The organism is Vibrio cyclitrophicus, from assembly GCF_024347435.1.
GTDB classification, from domain to species: Bacteria; Pseudomonadota; Gammaproteobacteria; order Enterobacterales; family Vibrionaceae; genus Vibrio; species Vibrio cyclitrophicus.
Map to the genome: position 1 here is coordinate 76,904 of NZ_AP025482.1, position 19,095 is coordinate 95,998.

At 43.5% G+C, this 19,095-nt stretch carries 12 protein-coding genes and 1 pseudogene; 10 read left to right on the forward strand and 3 right to left on the reverse strand.

Annotation, left to right across the window (positions count from 1 at the left end; translation table 11 throughout):
• The first annotated feature begins 52 nt into the window (after positions 1-52).
• From OCW38_RS22720 to OCW38_RS22740, 5 genes are all read left to right on the forward strand, one after another.
• A complete protein-coding gene (locus OCW38_RS22720) occupies positions 53-1,153 on the forward strand; it encodes a substrate-binding domain-containing protein (RefSeq protein ID WP_046209655.1) in 1,101 nt (366 codons plus the stop codon).
• Between the two features lie 123 nt (positions 1,154-1,276).
• Positions 1,277-3,640 carry a glycoside hydrolase family 3 N-terminal domain-containing protein gene (locus OCW38_RS22725; protein ID WP_046209656.1) on the forward strand — a complete coding sequence of 788 codons (2,364 nt, stop codon included), beginning with the start codon at positions 1,277-1,279 and terminating at the stop codon, positions 3,638-3,640.
• Positions 3,641-4,215: 575 nt separating this feature from the next.
• Complete coding sequence (xylF, locus tag OCW38_RS22730; RefSeq protein ID WP_261896566.1) at positions 4,216-5,211, forward strand: D-xylose ABC transporter substrate-binding protein; 996 nt, start codon at positions 4,216-4,218, stop codon at positions 5,209-5,211.
• Between the two features lie 63 nt (positions 5,212-5,274).
• A complete protein-coding gene (locus OCW38_RS22735) occupies positions 5,275-6,804 on the forward strand; it encodes a xylose ABC transporter ATP-binding protein (protein ID WP_046209658.1) in 1,530 nt (509 codons plus the stop codon).
• A 4-nt stretch (positions 6,805-6,808) separates the two neighbouring features.
• Entirely contained in the window at positions 6,809-7,981 is a 1,173-nt protein-coding gene (locus tag OCW38_RS22740) for a sugar ABC transporter permease (protein ID WP_046209659.1), read from the forward strand.
• A 147-nt stretch (positions 7,982-8,128) separates the two neighbouring features.
• Here the strand turns inward: OCW38_RS22740 and OCW38_RS22745 are convergent, their stop codons facing one another.
• The gene (locus OCW38_RS22745; protein ID WP_146493422.1) at positions 8,129-9,346 is read right to left on the reverse strand and encodes a XylR family transcriptional regulator; all 1,218 of its coding nucleotides are present in this window, start codon (positions 9,344-9,346) and stop codon (positions 8,129-8,131) included.
• Positions 9,347-9,580: 234 nt separating this feature from the next.
• Between OCW38_RS22745 and xylB the strand changes: the two genes are divergently transcribed.
• The 3 genes and pseudogenes from xylB to OCW38_RS22760 all read left to right on the forward strand — a co-directional run bounded on the left by xylB (position 9,581) and on the right by OCW38_RS22760 (position 12,997).
• A complete protein-coding gene (gene xylB, locus OCW38_RS22750) occupies positions 9,581-11,032 on the forward strand; it encodes a xylulokinase (protein ID WP_046209661.1) in 1,452 nt (483 codons plus the stop codon).
• A 79-nt stretch (positions 11,033-11,111) separates the two neighbouring features.
• Positions 11,112-11,904 (forward strand): annotated as a pseudogene (locus tag OCW38_RS22755) (IS5 family transposase).
• A 91-nt stretch (positions 11,905-11,995) separates the two neighbouring features.
• Positions 11,996-12,997: a Gfo/Idh/MocA family protein gene (locus OCW38_RS22760; protein WP_052714404.1), complete on the forward strand. Its 1,002-nt coding sequence runs from the start codon at positions 11,996-11,998 to the stop codon at positions 12,995-12,997.
• Positions 12,998-13,317: 320 nt separating this feature from the next.
• Here the strand turns inward: OCW38_RS22760 and OCW38_RS22765 are convergent, their stop codons facing one another.
• Complete coding sequence (locus tag OCW38_RS22765; protein WP_197080433.1) at positions 13,318-14,004, reverse strand: Shedu immune nuclease family protein; 687 nt, start codon at positions 14,002-14,004, stop codon at positions 13,318-13,320.
• A gap of 1,093 nt (positions 14,005-15,097) precedes the next feature.
• Here OCW38_RS22765 and ltrA point away from each other — a divergent pair.
• Complete coding sequence (ltrA, locus tag OCW38_RS22770) at positions 15,098-16,570, forward strand: group II intron reverse transcriptase/maturase (protein ID WP_146493342.1); 1,473 nt, start codon at positions 15,098-15,100, stop codon at positions 16,568-16,570.
• Between the two features lie 462 nt (positions 16,571-17,032).
• Positions 17,033-17,944 carry an alpha/beta fold hydrolase gene (locus tag OCW38_RS22775; protein WP_046209699.1) on the forward strand — a complete coding sequence of 304 codons (912 nt, stop codon included), beginning with the start codon at positions 17,033-17,035 and terminating at the stop codon, positions 17,942-17,944.
• Here the strand turns inward: OCW38_RS22775 and OCW38_RS22780 are convergent.
• Positions 17,922-18,965, reverse strand: coding sequence for an AraC family transcriptional regulator (locus OCW38_RS22780; protein WP_046209700.1), 1,044 nt, complete (start codon positions 18,963-18,965; stop codon positions 17,922-17,924). The two genes, OCW38_RS22775 and OCW38_RS22780, sit on opposite strands and share 23 nt — an antisense overlap.
• Positions 18,966-19,095 lie beyond the last annotated feature (130 nt).

A 19,095-nucleotide genomic window follows, 5' to 3' on the forward strand; every position in this document is an offset into this window, starting at 1 on the left:
TTTGCTATCTGAAGGGAGCGATATTCCCCAGAGCATCATTGGAGAAAAAAGAGTGAAGACGTTGTTGTTGCTGTTAGACAGTATGATCTATTACGATCGCGAAATATTGAAAGGCATCAAGGCTAAAGTCGATGAGTCGAGCATCAAGGTAGAGCTTCATCTAGAGTGCTCATCAAATTTAGAATACATCTTGTCGCGCGACTGGGATTACGTTATCGCGGATTACGACAAACCGCATATTAATCACATCGTTGATTCATTGTCGGCAAAAGCCGTAGTGTACAGCAATCACCAAATTGAGGTGATTCCTTCTCGTTTATCTTCTGTGATTTTAGATAACAGAGGGTTAGCGATTACCGCATTGCAAGGGCTTGAAGCCACAGGGATTACAAGTGTCGGTTATTTTGCTAACCAACAAGATTGTGTGTTCCCGTGGAGTAAAGAGCGCCATGTTTCATTCAAACAAACTGCGCAAGCCGCGGGGCTTGCGGTTGTCGATGACGTAGAAAAAGCAATACACAACAAAGCGTTTCCGATGGGCGTGTATTGTTCATCTGATCGCTCAGCGCGCCGTCTTGCAAATTTGTGTCACACATTAGGTGTGAGCGTGCCCGAAGAGGTGTCGATCATCGGCACAGATTATGATGACACTGAGCGAATGTTATCGCCGATGCCTCTCAGTTCGGTTGAGCTCAACCCCGTCGAATTGGGCAAATTATGTGTAGAAACCTTACAGAAAACGCTGCGCTTCAAAAAACCGCACCATACCAAGTTCTCGTCGTATAAATTGATTCAAGGGCACACTACCATTTCGCAAGACAATGCTGACCAGATAGTCATTAAAGCGGAAGGGTATATTCGAAATCATTACCATCTCAATATCAAAATCAAACAGGTGACGGATCATTGTCGAGTGTCTCGTAAAACCTTGGATACGAGATTTTTGATCGCACATGGTGTGACGGCGCACCATTATGTAACGCGCCTTCGATTAGAAAAGGTAAAACAACTATTGTCTACAACATCTGAAAAACTGGACGTTATCGCCAAGCAGGTGGGTTACCCAAGTCAGTCTTATTTATCTCAAGTTTTCATTAAGCAATTTGGGCTCACTCCTATAGCATTTAGGAAAAATAACAACCGTTTTACTTAATTTCCCCCTCAACTGTTATGAATCTGGCAAGCGTCGTGTTGGATTTCGTAAGTGAGTTTTACCTTAACGTATTGAATATGAATTTCGGAGATAGTAACGCCATACATCATATAGAGGTGAACAATGGTGATTTACAAACAACCGGAATATTCAGTGGCACAGCGAGTGGAAGACTTATTGGCTCGCATGACGTTAGAAGAAAAAATAGCTCAACTCGGCGCGCAGTGGCTGCTGTTAGATGAAAATGGCGATCATAAAGAACGCGGTTTGGAAATGGTTTCTGGTACTGACTCGCGCAGTCTTGATGACAAAATCAAGCATGGCTTGGGCCAAATTACACGCGCACTTGGTACCCATACTGTTGATGCACAAGCGGGCGTTAAAGCGCTCAATAAGTTTCAGCAATATTTGGTTGAGCAAACGCGCTTAGGCATTCCTGCGATTCCTCACGAGGAATGTTTAGTGGGTTTAATGGCGCAAGGTGCAACGTTATATCCATCGTCACTAAACTATGGGCATACATGGAACCCGGCTTTGATTGAAGCTGCGGCAGCCGATATTGGCCGACAAGTTAAAATGGTTGGGGCAAAGCAAGGTTTAGCTCCCGTTCTTGATGTATCGCGTGATGTGCGGTGGGGAAGAACAGAAGAAACGTTAGGCGAAGACCCTTATCTCGCTGGTGTAATGGCAAGTCATTATGTGAGCGGCTTGCAAGGGCCAAACCGAGATGTGTTTGCCACACTCAAGCATTACGTTGGTCACTCAGCCAGTGAAGGCGCGCGTAATCACGCGCCTGTAAACCTTGGCTTTAAAGAACTCAACGATACGTTCATGTTGCCATTCGAAATGGCGGTCAAACTCGCTAATGCGGGTTCGGTAATGCCTGCGTACCATGATATTGACGGCGAACCTTGCCACGCTTCTCATCATTTATTGACGCAAGTGTTAAGAGAAGAGTGGGGCTTTGATGGGCTTGTTGTTGCGGATTATGGTGGCGTCGAATTGCTTGCATCGCACCATGCAATTGCAGAAAACAACGCACAAGCGGCGGCGCTTGCATTCAATGCGGGTTTAGACATCGAACTTCCTGACGATGCCTGCGCGGAACGCCTCACTAACGCCATTGATCAAGGCCTTATTTCAATTGAAAAAATCGACGAAATTGTGGCTAGGATCTTAAGCGTTAAATTCGAAATGGGTTTGTTCGAAAATCCCTATTGCGAAGTTCCTACTACGCCTTTACACACGGAATCTAGCCGTGAACTCGCTTATCAAATCGCGAGTGAATCCATAGTGCTGCTCAAAAATGACGGTACCTTGCCTCTTAATACCCAAACGACACTCGGTTTGGTAGGCGCGACGGTTGACGATCAACTAGCGTTGTTAGGAGGCTACAGTTTCCCAGTACATCTAATTTTGAGCGAATCTGATAGCGATGAACAAGTGTCTAAAACCTTGTTGAACATCTTCCAACAACAGTTTGAATCGGTGAATTATCATAAAGGCTGCGATATATTAACTGAGCGTCACGCCAATGCGCCTGTTTTCCCAGGAGATGTTGACCTTGCGATTGGTCAAGCGATGACATCACCAATTAGCCAAGATACCTCTCATATCGCGGGTGCGGTTGATGTCGCGATAAACAGCGATGTGGTCGTAGCTTGTGTTGGCGACCTTGCTGGGTTGTTCCAAACTGGAACTGTAGGTGAAGGTTCTGATACCGACTCGCTAATGTTGCCAGGTGTGCAGCAACAGATGCTCGACGAGCTACTGGACACGGGCAAACCGATTGTTGTGCTCGTTACCGGAGGTCGACCATATCAACTAGGAAGAGCAGAAGAGGAAGCCGCTGCAATCGTGTATGGCTGGGCTCCGGGGCAAGAGGGCGCAAGCGCTATATGCGATGTCATTTCGGGTAAAGTGAACCCAAGTGGTCGCTTAACCTTATCCATTCCAAAGAACGTTGGAGCTGTGCCATACTTCTATAATCACAAGCTAAAGAGTGCGGGTACCCCGATTGCTTACCACTTTGGTTCGGCATACAACTTTGGCTATGGCCTCAGTTACACCCAGTTTGATTACGCCAATGTATCGCTCAATTGTGATGAGGTGACATTCGACGATATGATCGAAATGAGCGTTGAGGTGACTAACAGTGGTAGCCGCGATGGTGCAGAAGTCGTGCAGTTGTATGTGCGCGATAAAATTTGCTCAGTGGTTCGCCCTGTCAAGGAACTAAAAGGGTTCAACAAAGTATCGATTCAAGCTGGTCAAACAAAATCAGTGATGTTCCGTTTACCGGTCGATATGCTTAACTTTACTGATGGTCAGCACCGCCGTGTGGTTGAAGGCGGTGAGTTTGAACTGATGATAGGGCGTTCGTCGAGTCAAATAGAACATCGTGCTACCGTAAAAGTTCAAGGTGGCAAGCACGTGCTTCCTAAAAACTGGAAGATGGTCTGTGAGGTAGAAGAGTTGTTGCTGTAATTTCAGTCGCAGTCAAATTTGATAGCGATATTGATACTGAAATCGATGTTGAGATTGTGACTGCGATTAGCACCAATTAGATGAGCGATAAAAGGTGAATGATCTATTGGTTTCACCTTTTTTAAACAAATAAGCTAAATGAGAAAATAAACTTTAATTAGTTTTTAGGTCGGTAAAAATGACGACTAATTGCGAGTTTTTACCATTTATTCATTTATATTTTGCGTATTTCACTTATTATTTTTCAAGGCTATGTGAACCTGTTCATTGACAACTCAATTATATTAAACCTAGTTCCGTGACTACATTTCACACTCACCCCCGATAATGTGCTGTCATTCACAGTTATCTTCCTAAATCCCCCTTGAATCTCTCCTATATGCACGATTTCGATTAATTGCAGACTGTAATCATGCTGCTTTTATAACCACCATCACACCTTGGTAGAAAAACAAAATAACGTAAAAAGAGTAATAGAAAAGCGAAAGGCAAGAATCTGAATTTGACGCTAGTTTAATTGTGCTCGCTATTAATTGGGCTTAATTAAGTCGTAGTGAAAAAAAAAGGAAAATATAATGAAAAAGGTAATTTCTCTACTCTGTACTGCAGTAATTGCATTTGCTGCCACTCCTGCATTAGCTGACTCAGTAAAAATCGGAATGGCGATTGACGATCTTCGCTTAGAACGTTGGCAAAAAGACCGAGATATCTTTGTTGATAAAGCGGAAGAGCTTGGCGCGAAAGTGTATGTTCAGTCGGCAAACGGTAATGAACAAACTCAAATAGCACAGATTGAAAACATGATATCGCGTGGCGTTGACGTGTTGGTGATCATTCCTTACAACGGAGAAGTACTAAGTAATGTTATTGCAGAAGCAAAACGAGACGGTATTCAAGTCTTGGCTTACGACCGCCTAATTAACAACGCTGACATTGATTTTTACTTGTCGTTCGACAACGAAAAAGTCGGTGAAATGCAAGCGACTGCAATGTTAGAAAACAAACCAAACGGTAACTACTTTTTGATGGGTGGTGCGCCAACAGATAACAACGCGAAATTGTTCAGAAAAGGACAAATGAATGTACTGCAATCAAAAATCGATTCCGGAGACATTAAGGTTGTTGGCGATCAATGGGTTGATTCATGGTTAGCTGAAAACGCGCTTAAAATCATGGAGAACGCTCTAACAGCCAATAACAACAATATCGATGTTGTGGTTGCATCAAACGACTCAACAGCAGGCGGCGCAATCCAAGCTCTAGATGCGCAAGGACTGGCTGGCAAAGTGTCTATTTCTGGCCAAGATGCCGACCTTGCAGCAATTCGCCGAATTGTAAATGGTACTCAAACCATGACGGTTTACAAACCAATTAGCATTCTAGCGGATCGCGCGGCTGAAATTGCGGTTGAATTGGGAAGCGACGAAGCGCCTAAATCAAACGCTGTGCTAAATAACGGAACAAAAGACGTACCTGCTTGGTTGCTCAAACCAATTGCGGTCAATAAGAACAACATCAAGAAAACGGTCGTCGCAGACAAGTTCCATTCTGAAGACTCTATCTATCAATAAGCGTGTCCATTTAGAACTAGGGCAAGGTGCTCTAGTTCTTGTTTTATTGCAAAGGAGCGGGCTATGGAAGCGTTACTAGACATGCGCAATATTGTAAAACGGTTTGGTGAGGTCAAAGCGTTAGATGGAGTCAGCATTACGTTGGGACGTGGTGAAGTGTTGTCGCTATGTGGCGAAAATGGTTCAGGCAAATCAACGTTAATGAAAGTGTTGTGTGGGATTTATCCTCTCGGAGATTTCGACGGTGAAATCATCTTCGAAGGCCAACAAGTTAAAGCGCGTCACATTGCCGATACCGAAGCGTTAGGCATCGCCATTATTCACCAAGAGTTAACGTTAGTTAAAGAGCTCTCTGTGCTAGAGAACCTATTTTTAGGCGCAGAAATTCAATCATACGGTGTGCTCGATTTTGACCGAATGCACGCCAAGTCGGTAAAACTGCTACAAAAAGTTAGATTAAATGTGTCACCAGAAACGCGAGTAGGCGATCTCGGCGTTGGGCAGCAGCAGCTCATTGAAATTGCCAAAGCGCTGTCGAAAGACGCCAAAATATTAGTGCTTGATGAGCCAACAGCACCACTGACTGAATCGGAAACTGAGATTTTACTGGATCTGGTTACGGATCTGAGAAGACAAGGCGTAAGCTGTATTTATATCTCACACAAACTCAATGAAGTGAAAGCCATTTCTGACCGTATTTGCGTGATCAGAGACGGCACTCACATTGGTACAAAAGCGACGAGTACCATCACCACCGACGACATCATTACTATGATGGTTGGCCGAGAAATGAAACAACTGTTTCCACGAGAAGATCATGCAATTGGCGACGTGGTGTTAGAAGCTAATAACATTCAAGCGTGGGACAAATTGAACACCCATATCGCGAAAGTGAGTGATGTGAGCTTTGTACTTCGAGAAGGCGAAATTCTTGGCGTTGCTGGGCTAGTCGGTGCGGGAAGAACCGAACTAATGGAATGCCTATATGGTTGCTATCAGGGTAAAAACAGCGGACGTGTTTCGTTACATGGTCGTGAACTGAAACTGCACAGTAGCCAAGATGCATTGCACGCTGGAATTGCCATGGTGCCGGAAGACAGAAAACGTCATGGCATTATTCCCATTATGGGCGTGGGTGAAAACATTACGTTGGCTGGGTTAGATTCTTTTGCATCAAGTGGTGTGCTAGACGACGTTAAAGAAGCGGCAGAGATAAAACAGTCAATCCAATCACTGACCGTTAAAACACCGAATGCTGAACTGCCAATCAGAAACTTATCAGGTGGCAATCAACAAAAAGCCATTCTAGCTCGATTTTTGATGGTTAACCCTAAAGTGCTCATTCTTGATGAACCGACACGTGGAATTGATGTTGGAGCCAAGTATGAGATCTATAAGTTGATGTTTAAACTCGTAAAGCAAGGAATAAGCATCATTATGGTTTCGTCAGAACTGCCTGAGGTGTTAGGGATTAGTGACCGTGTATTAGTGATGCACGAGGGGAAACTAAAGGGTGATTTGGTCAACAAAGATCTTACCCAGGAAATAATTATGGACTGCGCACTCTCAGACAAGATCGCAGAAGAGGTATGATGTCATGGAACAAATAAAATCTGTATCAACGAACTCTGGATTCAAATGGCGCGACTGGTTAGAAGGCGCAAAATTTCAACTGCTTGTTATGGCAACCGCAATCATTCTTATCATGCTGTTTTTTAGTGTGATGACTGAGTGGGCGTATCTTTCTCCAAGAAATATCTCCAACTTATTTAGACAAACGTCCATTACCGGAATTTTGGCGATTGGTATGGTGTTCGTGATCATCAGTGGCGAAATAGACCTTTCCGTTGGTTCAATGATGGGTTTGTTAGGCGGCGCTGCGGCCATTTTGGATGTTTGGTTTGGGCTGCCTTTACCTGTCACGATTGTGATTACGTTAGGTGCGGGTTTTCTACTTGGTTTATGGAACGGCTGGTGGGTTGCGTATCGAAAAGTACCATCGTTTATTGTGACGCTAGCGGGGATGTTAGCATTCCGAGGCATTTTGATTGGGATTACCGACGGAACGACGGTTGCGCCTACCTCAAGTGAAATGGGTATTATCGGCCAAAGCTATCTACCAAATATGGTTAGCTTGGTGATGGGTGTGGTTGGACTGTCGCTGTATTTTGGTTGGCAGAAGAAACGCAGAGTCACTCGTAACCATTATCAATTGCCTGTTGAAGCTGCACGTACTGCAATGCTCAAGCACAGTTTACTTGGGGTTGCGGTACTCAGTATTATTCTTATTTTGAATGATTATCGTGGAGTTCCTACTCCTGTACTTTTACTAGCGGTATTCCTTATCTTAGGTACGTTTATAGCCAATAAAACGCAGTTTGGTCGACGAATTTATGCCATTGGCGGCAACATTGAAGCGAGCCGGCTATCAGGCATTAACGTAGAAAAAACTAAACTGTCAGTTTACGCGATGAATGGCTTCTTGGTGGGAGCGGCAGCGTTAGTATTGAGCAGTCGATTAGGCGCAGGGTCACCTTCTGCAGGGAACATTGCCGAACTTGATGCCATTGCCGCTTGTGTAATTGGCGGCGCCAGTATGGCTGGTGGTGTGGGTACGGTTATTGGCGCTGTTATTGGGGCATTTATTATGGCGTCGCTCGATAACGGAATGAGCATGATGGACGTTCCGACCTTTTGGCAATACGTGGTGAAAGGTGCAATATTACTGCTTGCGGTGTGGATGGATAGTGCAACTAAAGCGAAGCGTTAATTAATAACGAGGCGAAGCGAAGTAGCGAAACGCGAGTTAATAAGCCAAACGAGTATCAAATAAAAAGCCCTTATTATTCAGTAATAAGGGCTTTTGCTTGTGCGATGTTTTTCAAAACTCAGATCAAGAACAAAGTACTAACCGCTGTTAAGAAAGCCCCATCAAAGATTCAGCTAAAGCGGCTTCCCGATAATCTTTAGGCGTTTGGTCTAGGTTCTTTTTAAATACGGTGTACATGTATTGTAAAGATGGGTAACCACAAAGTTCTGATATTTCGATGATGGGTAATGATGTACCTTGAAGTAATGTACACGCGCGTTTTAGTTTTGAGTTGTGGATCTCTTGGTGAATGGAATGACCACGCTCTTCTTTAAAACGAGCTTCCATGTTTGAACGTGAAATCCCAACATAGCTTAATACTTGATCCACCTTAATACCTTTGTACGCATTGTGACGAATAAAGTGCATCGCCTGAATGACGTAAGTGTCTTTTAGTGCTTGGAAGTCAGTACTTTGTCTTTCGAACACTTTGGTTGGTGGAATCAATATTCGAGGCTGTTTATTATCGGCATTAGGTTGTCCCGCTTCAATATCGCGGTTTTTCACCAATTTGTGCAGCATTTTTGCCGCGCGATAGCCCATGTCTTTACAACCTTGGCCAACCGAGCTTAGAGACACGCGAGTTAAGTAGCGCGCTAGCTCTTCGTTGTCGATACCAATTACAGATACTTTGTCAGGTACCATGACATTTAGGTGCTCGCACATTTGCAGTAAGTGTCTGGCTCGTGAGTCGGTGACGGCGATGATCCCCGTAGGTGTCGGTAGGCGTTGCAACCAGTCGGCTAGGCGGTTCATATCGTACTGCCAAGTTTGAGGACTGGTTTCGTTGCCACGATATACCGCGCCTGAATAACCCTCACGTTCGACAATCTTTTTAAACGCTAACTCGCGCTCCGTAGCCCAACGTTTGGCTGGGTCTTGTGGAATACCATAAAAGGCGAAGTTCTCCAGTCCTTTTTCTTTTAGGTGCTGAAAACCTAACTCAATCAATGCTTCGTTGTCGGTAGCGACATAGGGCACGTTGGGGTAATCATCGGCATTGGTGTAAGATCCACCAACGCCCACGACGGGTACGTCAGAATCAGCCAACAGTTCTTGAATTTTAGGGTTATCGAAATCAGCAATTACACCATCGCCGCGCCACTCCTTAAAATTATCTAAGTGAGTAACGAAGTCTTCTTCCAAGAAAATATCCCACTCACATTGAGATGCCTGCAAATATTCCCCGATGCCTTCTATAACCTGACGGTCGTAGACTTTGTTGGCGTTGAAAAGCAAAGTAATACGGTAGCGTTTATCCATGATGTCCTAACTGTTAAGTTTGTCAGTTTTTGTTTTTTTTGATTGTATCAGCGAGCAGTTGAGCAAGGTGTGATCTTTCGCCCAGTCGTTAAATCAGTGAATATCACTGTTAAATAACGTAATTGTGCAACGCAATAGGTTGATGAATAGTGTAGGTAACTTGAATCGTAACTACGGCACATATAAGACCAATTCCGGTTTGTGTGGTGTCGAATCGCAATCAATTGAGGTTTACGTATGTATATTGGAATCGACTTGGGCACATCGGGTGTTAAATCCATCGCAATGTCACGCAGTGGCGATATTTTAGCGACGCATTCTGCAGAGTTATCGGTATCGCGTTTGAAGCCATTGTGGTCAGAGCAAAACCCACTCGATTGGTGGGAAGCAACATGTGAAACAATCAAAGGTCTTGGAGATAAAGTAGACTTGTCACAGGTTGTCGCGATTGGGTTGTCTGGTCAAATGCACGGAGCAACACTTTTAGATAACAAAGGAGATATCCTTCGTCCAGCCATTTTGTGGAACGATGGGCGTTGTGAAGAAGAGTGTAAAGAGCTGGAGCAAAAAGTACTGAATAGCCGAGACATTACCGGCAATATCATGATGCCAGGCTTTACTGCGCCTAAACTCAAATGGGTCGCAAACTATGAACCAGCGCTATTCGCAAAAATAGACAAGGTGTTGCTACCTAAAGATTACTTGCGCTTCAAAATGACGGGCGATTTCGCATCGGATATGTCTGATTCCGCGGGAACGTGTTGGCTTGATGTGAATGCGCGAGATTGGAGCGATACTTTGTTGCAAGCGACAGGGTTAACACGTGCACAAATGCCGAAGTTGTTTGAAGGCATTGACGTAACGGGAAGCTTGTCTAGCGAAATTGCAACCTTGTGGGGAATGCCATGTGTTCCCGTCATCGCTGGTGGCGGTGATAATGCGGCAGGAGCTGTAGGCGTTGGTATCACTGAACCGGGACAAGCGATGCTGTCTTTGGGAACATCTGGCGTATATTTCGCTGTAAGCGAGGGTTTTATTTCAAATCCTGAATCAGCATTACACAGTTTCTGTCATGCACTTCCAAATACTTGGCATACCATGTCGGTGACATTAAGTGCTGCTTCATGTCTTAAATGGGTGGCTGATCTAACTGGCTTTGATGATGTTGGCAACATGATATCCGAAGTGCAGGAAAACGCTGATAAAGACTCTCAAGTAGTCTTCCTGCCTTACTTATCCGGTGAAAGAACGCCTCATAATGATCCTAATGCGAAAGGCGTGTTCTTTGGCATGACACATTCAACTACGCGCTTTGAGCTTGTTCAGGCGGTATTGGAAGGCGTAGGTTTTGCTTTTGCCGATGGTTTTGACGCCTTGCATGTCACGAAAATGATCCCTGAAGAGGTGTCATTGATCGGTGGCGGTGCGCGCAGTGAATATTGGCGTCAAATGCTAGCCGATATTGTGGGCTTACCTTTGGTTTATCGCAAAGGTGGCGATGTTGGCCCTGCTCTTGGTGCCGCTCGTTTAGCGATTCTTGGGATAGAGAAAGAGGCTACGCTTGAAGACGTTTGTCCAGTTCCTAAATTGGTTCAGCGTCATGACCCAGATGAGAGTAAATATCATTATTATAAAATAAAGCGTGAAATTTTTCAGGAACTCTACAAAAAAGTTAACACGTTATTTTAAAGGCGTTGTTGCCTTAATCAGTTGAACCTTTTTCGAGCCTTGTAATCTGCTCATTAATGGTGGTTAGAACTGTGGTGATATGGGTAAGGCAAAAACGGATATAACTAACAGGGCGGAGTACAATAAGTCTCTGTGCAAATGGGGCTCGGTTACGTTCTAGATAGATGATTTAGGTGTAGCAAATGATGCAAAACTCATCATGGTAAGCGTGGTAGGGGCTTCCAGTACTCTGATACAGCGATTGAAACTGTATTTATGATTAAGGGGATATGAACTCTACCATTGCGTGATCTTCAAGGTTTTATCGACTTTATCTTTGAGCTATTGGAGGTTCCACTGACGTCCCTGACTACATGTGTATCAGCAAACGCTCGAAGACAGTTCAGGTCAAATATCGTAACAAATCCAGAGGAGCTATTGACTCGACTGGTCTCAAAGTCTTTGGTGAAGGTGAGTGGAAGGTGAAAAAGCGCGGCATCGAAAAACGCAGAACTTGGCGTAAACTTTACTTAGTCGTTGATGTCGACACTCATCAGGCTACCAGTGCAGAAGTCAGTTTTGTAAGTGTTGGCGATAGCGAAGTTCTGCCAACATACTCAACCCTTTACGTAGAAAGATAGATACCGTATCTGGTATTACACAAAAAGTTACTATGAGACTCTGAAAAACGGAACAATAGCGGAGTGGAAATCTGAGTCGGGTTATCACTATCGCTCAATATCTGAGACCGCAATGTCTCGATATAAATGACTAACCAGCTGTAAATGAAGTTTAAGATTTTATAACGCTCAAGTGGGAGAAATCATGGTGAATGTCAAAGCTATAAACAAAGTATAGGACTAGGTATGCCTGAAACTTGTCGTATTGACTAACAAATACACGAAACGGGGTAGATCTATATCTAAATGTAATTATGCAACAAAGCCGTGTAAAAATGGTGATTTATTTATACAAGGATTGTTTATGGAAGATAAGATATTTAACTGGGGGGTTATTGCTCCGGGAAGAATTTCTCACTCATTTGCAAAAGCAATGAGGGTTGTTTCGGATGCTCGTTTATTTTCGGTAGCCAGTTCCCAATTAGATCGTGCTCAGAGTTTTGCTGCGGAGTATGGATGCAAATATGCTTATGACGATTATCAAACTTTAATCGAAGATCCAAATGTAGATGTCGTGTATATTGCCAATCCTCATCGCTTTCATTTTGAATGTATCAAAAAATGTTTGATAGCTGGTAAACCTGTTTTATGTGAAAAACCTATTACGGTAAATGAAGCACAATGCCAAGAGTTGATTGAGCTCGCGAATAAACATCAAGTATTTCTAATGGAGGCCGTATGGACTCGTTTTTTGCCAATATGGCAACAGGTTCAAGTCTGGATTGAAAAACAGAGCATTGGTCAACTACAATCTATGTCATCATCATTTGGCTTTAATCTTCCGAAAGATGAAAGTGATCGATTATTTAATAATTCTCTTGCTGGAGGTGCGTTATTAGATATGGGGATTTACAGCCTAACTATGTCACAGTTTGTAATGCAGAAAGAGCCTACTTCAGTCGTTGCTAACGGGGTGATTGGTTCAACATATGTTGATGAGCATACAAGTGGCACCCTTAGTTATGAAGGAGTACAGAGTTTTTTTACTTGTAGCTTTAATAAACCATTGGACAATAATTTTATCTTGTCTGGTAGTAAAGGTCGTATTGTCATCCCCTCTATGTTCTGGGCTGCTACTTGTGGAATTTTGGATATTGATGGTCAAGAACCAGTGATGGTTGAATTACCATTTAGAGCTACAGGTTTTGAGTATCAAATCGAAGAAGTAATACGTTGTCTTAGTCATGGTAAGTTACAAAGTGATGTTATGAGCTGGCAAGATAGTGTTGCGACTATGCGTATTATGGACTTAATACGAGAACAAATTGGGATTAAGTATCCATTTTTAAATATGTCTGACCATTAATGTATATCATACTTCCAAAATCGCTTAAGTGTACTGTTATTAAGGCAAAGATTTTATATTATCTGCGATAAACTTAATATTGTTCACGCAGAATTTTTTTGTTAAGTAAATAATCTATGTATTGTTGATTGCTAAGTCGATAAAAGGGTCTGGTGAGTTAGAGACGGTAACCTATACTACGGCGTTTCATGAATTTATGGCAGCATACATCAAGGTAGATAAATCTCTGGACGGTTTATTAAAGGAAATCATCGAGAACCAATAAAGATGAGCAGTCGCTACAGTAGGTGATTTTATGTCAGAGGATATAGCCCGCGTTGCTAGCGTTGGTTGTGCTGTACAATGAACTTCGCACGTTCATATAGCTCATCAAATGTGATCACTTCTGGGTTAGTGATATTTTTGCGAAGCAACTCAAATGACCTCAACTTACCTTTGTTCACACCATGCTCTGATACAAACTCTCCCATACAGCCTATTACTAAGCAGGATTTAGGTTGGTAATTATAAATTTCTTCGCCAGTTGGGTTTCCTTCGCTATCGCTGGGGGTAATTCGGCTAGATAAATTCTCCACGGCGGAAGCGACAGTACCTTGGACTTGTGCGATAGCTCCTGCCAGTTCTCTTGAAGGTGCCCAGCAACCTGATCGATAAGGCTTGGTTTCTAATAAAGCTGTGGTATGGGTTTTGATTTCAACAAAGCACAAATTGGAGATGATACCTTTGCTTTTCATAAGCGCATCAACTCGCTTACCATGTGAATCAACACTATGCCCTTGAACTACTTGTTCCAGTTTTCGGTCATCTAGATTGGATAAGAATATGTAACCTAGGCCATAACCAAATACCCAAGAGTTCTTTTCAAAGTACTTTTGCCACAAAGCCTCATTAGAGCAATTCTTCTTATTTTTTAATGTGTCAAAGTAACTTTGATCAGTAAGTAGACTGCCATAAATACCTAATTGCTTCTTTCGAAAGCCTACTGCAACAAGATCTTCTGTGGTCACCTCAGATTTTAATACTTCAGCAAAAAGCTCTTGATTTTCGGTAAGGAAAGATCTCGCCTGATGTGAAGTTAAAGCTATTTTTCTTAACTCTTCATCAGAAATATTTACTTTAGCCTTGTTCTTAAAATCTACAGATTGGATATTTGCCAGAAACTCACAAAATCGGCCTATTTCTTCACCTACAAATGAAAACTCAGCCCCATAAGGCTTTCCTGTTTCTTTCTGATATAAACTTTTGGATGATTAAAACAAAAGTTTGCCTATTATCCTCTAAGAACTTTGCTGTTATATAAGTTTTTGCGTCTGGCTTCTTTCTTAAAACTAACTCGTCACGTTCTTTGGCATACTCGTATCCATCTTGAGAGGATAGAATTTTAGATGCAATACGAACACTTCTCTCCTTGTCCCCAAAAGCTGGAAGTGAAGTACGGTTCTTAGAGGGGCGGCACTTGGTAACAAGTGTCGTCTACTCGACAAAGACGTGCTGACGCCGATCTAGGCAAACACGTCTTTGCCCGTGCGACCTGAAGTCGTATGAAGCGTTGTTCACCGCTTTATGAGTGAACCATCTGTATCACCAGATGAACCTATGAGCCTGAATAAAGTAGCGGCTCAGACAATGTAACGAAGAGCGGGAATATCCCGTTCGGGATTTGAATCGTGAGAAGAAGATCCTCCTGATAACCACAAATCGGGTGAGTGCTAGGTAGTCAGTATGATGAACGTAAGTGAATCCACGTAAGGTGCGTTATACGTTGAAACAGCGGAAGTGGTTATTACGCTGTAGCCAAAAGGCAACGGGAGCTGGAAAGGGATTGGGCAATGCTCTTTCGTGATCGATATGCTCCCCGCACTAGAGTGGGCATCTAACCTGATATTCTACGTGACATACGGAACAGGGTAAGCCCGTATTACTCCCTATGGGAAAGCCTTTGTGGCCGATAGTGATGCGGGTAAAGGAGGTTGGAAAAAGCGAAAGCTGCATTGTAATGATGCAGATACAGGTTAATGCCTGATCACGAAAGTGAGCCCACTTCCGACTGGTCTCCCATTGCGAGAGAATTTGAAGAACTTTATTTAAGGAGAAAAGCAAATGATGATCTCGACAGAGATTAGTGCATCTTCTGACGGTGCTCAGTGGCAGTCTATCGACTGGAAATCCGCTGAAGCACACGTATTAAAGCTCCAAATGCGTATCGCAAAAGCAACAAGAGAAAAGAAATACGGCAAGGTAAAATCCTTACAGTGGCTCTTAACTCATTCTCGCTCAGCAAAACTTCTTGCTGTTAGGCGAGTCTCTCAAAACAAAGGCAGTAAAACGCCTGGAATAGATGGTGTTATCTGGAACACAGATACGCGCCGTATGAAAGCGGTTAACCAACTTAGTCGCAAGACTTACAAAGCAAAACCACTCAAACGTATCTACATTCCCAAAAAGAATGGCAAACTCAGACCTCTCGGTATTCCATGTATGATAGACCGAGCGCAACAAGCTCTCCACCTACTTTCACTTGAGCCTGTTTCTGAAACACTTGCCGACCTTAACAGCTATGGATTCAGACCAAACCGCAGCACCGCTGACGCCATCAGTCAGTGCTTCATATGTTTGGCACAAAAGAAATCAGCAAAATGGGTTCTTGAGGGCGATATCAAAGCTTGCTTCGATAAAATCGGGCATCAATGGCTTATGGACAATATCACCGTAGATAAACGAATGTTGGAGCAATGGCTGAAATCTGGCTTTGTGGATAAAGGCCTGTTCTACGACACTGATGAGGGTACGCCACAAGGAGGGATAATATCCCCAACCTTGATGCTAATGACCCTCGCAGGGCTAGAGCAACGCATAAAATCCACAGCACTTAGAAAAGGAGCTAGGGCTAACTTCATTGGTTACGCTGACGATTTCGTGGTCACTTGTTCTTCAAAGGAAGTGCTAGTGAGCGATATCAAACCGTTGATTGCTGGCTTTTTGGCTGAAAGAGGGTTAACCCTATCCGAAGAGAAAACGAAGATTACTCATATTGATGATGGTTTTGACTTTCTGGGCTTCAACCATAGGAAGTACAAAGGGAAATTGCTCATTAAACCGAGCAAATCCAACACACTGTTATTCTTGAGAAATCTACGTGAACTTATCAAAAAGCATGCAACTATCCCCGTTAATGATCTTATCAAACTGATAAATCCAAAACTCAGAGGATGGGCGAATTACTACCGCCACTGCGTGGCTAAACAAGTATTCGGTTATGTAAGCCACAAACTATTCCAAGCGCTATGGCACTGGGCAGTTAGACGTCATCCAACCAAGTCTAAAGACTGGGTTGTTCATAAGTATTTTCTCAATCGAAAAGGCCAATGGCAATTTCATGGCTGGCAGAAAATTATGAACATGGATTGTCGTTTCAATCTGTTCCAAATTGCGAAAGTGCCAATAGAACGACACGTGAAAATCCGAAGTGCCGCAATCCCTTATGACCCCGACTATCAAGAATACTTGGCTAAGCGGAAGTCAAAAAGACAAGCACGCAATTCTTGGGTTGAACCTGTTCCAACTGCTTTATGAGTTGCTGGGTATCAAACGATGCCTTAGCGGAGGCTTGAGCCCAGTGCAGTGAAAGTTGCACGCTGGGTTCTTAGGGAGACGGCACTTGGTAACAAGTGTCGTCCACCCGACCATTATTTGGTAGGCCTTTCACTCATTCATATCCTGCTCACAGACTTTTTCCATACTAAATCTAATACGATGAAATAGGGTAGGATCATGCTCAATTTTAAGTGTGAACAGGCAAAACATTATCAGATGCTTCAAAGGTCAGCTAACTAGACGAGAACAGACCAAGCCGGCATGGCTTGGTCTGTGTGCTAAATCACTCTTTCCTTTCACCTCCTTCGTTCTTGTTCCCTCACTAAAGTCAAATAAGCCCTAAAAACACTATATTGCAACCTTAAGACCTATTTCTCACCACCATAGCCTCTACACTCAAGTTTCTAGAATGGAAAACGCAGTAAATAGGGAGAGGAAAGTATGAATTGGAATGTGGCACCAATAATGGCTTTGGTCATTTTGCTACAAGGGTGTGGCGCACAAAATATCTCACAAGCTATTGAACAGAAATACACAAATCACGCTTCTAAATTTGCCACTATTGAAGGTAAACGTGTGCATTACCGAGATGAAGGACAGGGTGAGGTGGTGATTTTATTGCATGGCACTTCGTCGTCACTTCACGCGTGGGAGCAATGGACGCAAATCCTCAAACAAGACTACCGCGTCGTACGTATGGACTTGCCGGGTTTTGGCTTGACTGGGCATCAGCCTCAAAACCAGTACGAAATCGCTGACGATATTGCCTTTTTGAACGCATTTACGAGAGAGCTCGACATCGAACAGGCACATTTTGTAGGTAGCTCTTTAGGAGGACGCATAGTGTGGGAGTACGGTTTGCAACATCCAGAGCAGGTTATAACCCTTACGTTGATAAATGCGTTAGGTTATCCGCAAGAATCGTGGCCGCCAGGCATTGAGATGGCCCAGTGGCCCGTCATCGATAAAATAATGGAACATGTCACTCCAAGGTTTATATTCGAAGATGGGCTTAAAGAAGTTTACTTCGACCCGCAACTTGTGGGTGCGGTGTTGATTGATCGTTACTACGAACTGACTACCTACCAACAAAACCGACAGGGATTCACACGTCGCGTCAAGGCATCGCTGGATGAGGACTCGGAAAAGATAACACAAATTGCTAAGCCGACGCTTATTCTTTGGGGGAAGGAAGACCGTTATTTTCCAGCTGAAAATGCGAGAAGATTTGAGCGTGATATTCGGGGCTCTTATGCTGTTGTGTATGACGATGTTGGACACTTACCGATGGAAGAGGTCCCTGAGCGATCAGCAGAGGCATTTAAACAGTTTATCTCGAGAGGTAAGCCTTAGGAGTAACCTGGTGCCAGCGCTTGAACGCTTTGTAGAAGCTGCTGGTATCTTTAAAACCAAGACGATAGCTCAACTCGGTAAGGCTTGGAGGCGGGGTTTGAGTTAGCCAACGGACTGCTAGCTGTTTTCTAGTATCATCAAGAAGACTCTGGAAGGAGGTATGCTCTTTTACCAGTTTGCGGTAGAGCGTTTGTCGGCTGAAGTGTAATTGCTGCGCAACTTTGTCTACGCTGAGCAGTTCTCCATTTTCTAGTGCGTTTGCTACTATGGTCCTGACTTGCTGCTGGAGAGGTTGGGTTTTCGTTAGTGTCTCAAGATGACTTTGTGCGGTTTTTGCCATCATCGTTTTCAGATACTCACTACTTGTCGCAATGGGAAGGTTGAGCCATTTCGACTCAAATATCAACTGGTGATAAGCACTGTTAAATTCAATGATTTCTCCAAAGGCGGGTTGATATTTATCCACATAGTGCGGAGTTAAATACCCAAACTTAGCTTTGGTTAGTGGGAAAGGCTGGGCACTCAGCATTCTTGCCCATGCCACCATCGCACTCATGCTGCGTTCAATGGCGGCTCTAGGGTAATCATGGCGTGATTCAATGGAGAGGGTTAAGCGGCACTGCTGTCCATCGTCATCCACTTGCCAACACTCCGAAGCATTCATCAGAAAAATATTACTTTGGAAGGTGTTAAATGCATCTCTTAACGTCGCGCATTGGCTTACCCAACTTGCGAGTACACCTTTTGATTTAGGAGATATAGTTTGCCCAATGATGAGTCCAATTTCGGGCGATGGATGGTGCTGTTCGAGTAGTGACCATAAGGCAACCATTTGGCTTTCTGGAAGTCGAGCCGACAACGTTAGCTTAGCGCTGTTTTGAATAGCCTTCAGCATTATACCATCAAAGTGATTAGATGCTTCTACCTGTTCACGCAAAGCGGCAGGCAACAGTGAATAGGCATTTACTAATTCAATGACAGAGGCGAATGAAACGGATTTATCGATAGAGTTATCTGCCATGAGTGTTACCAAAATTTTAAGTCATAGCTAACTAATATCGCAATATTCCTCGTCTATCAATCTAGAGTGCTTCTAAAAAATGGTAAGTTCACAATATGTTAGCTGATTGAGATTATAAAGTAATCTCTCA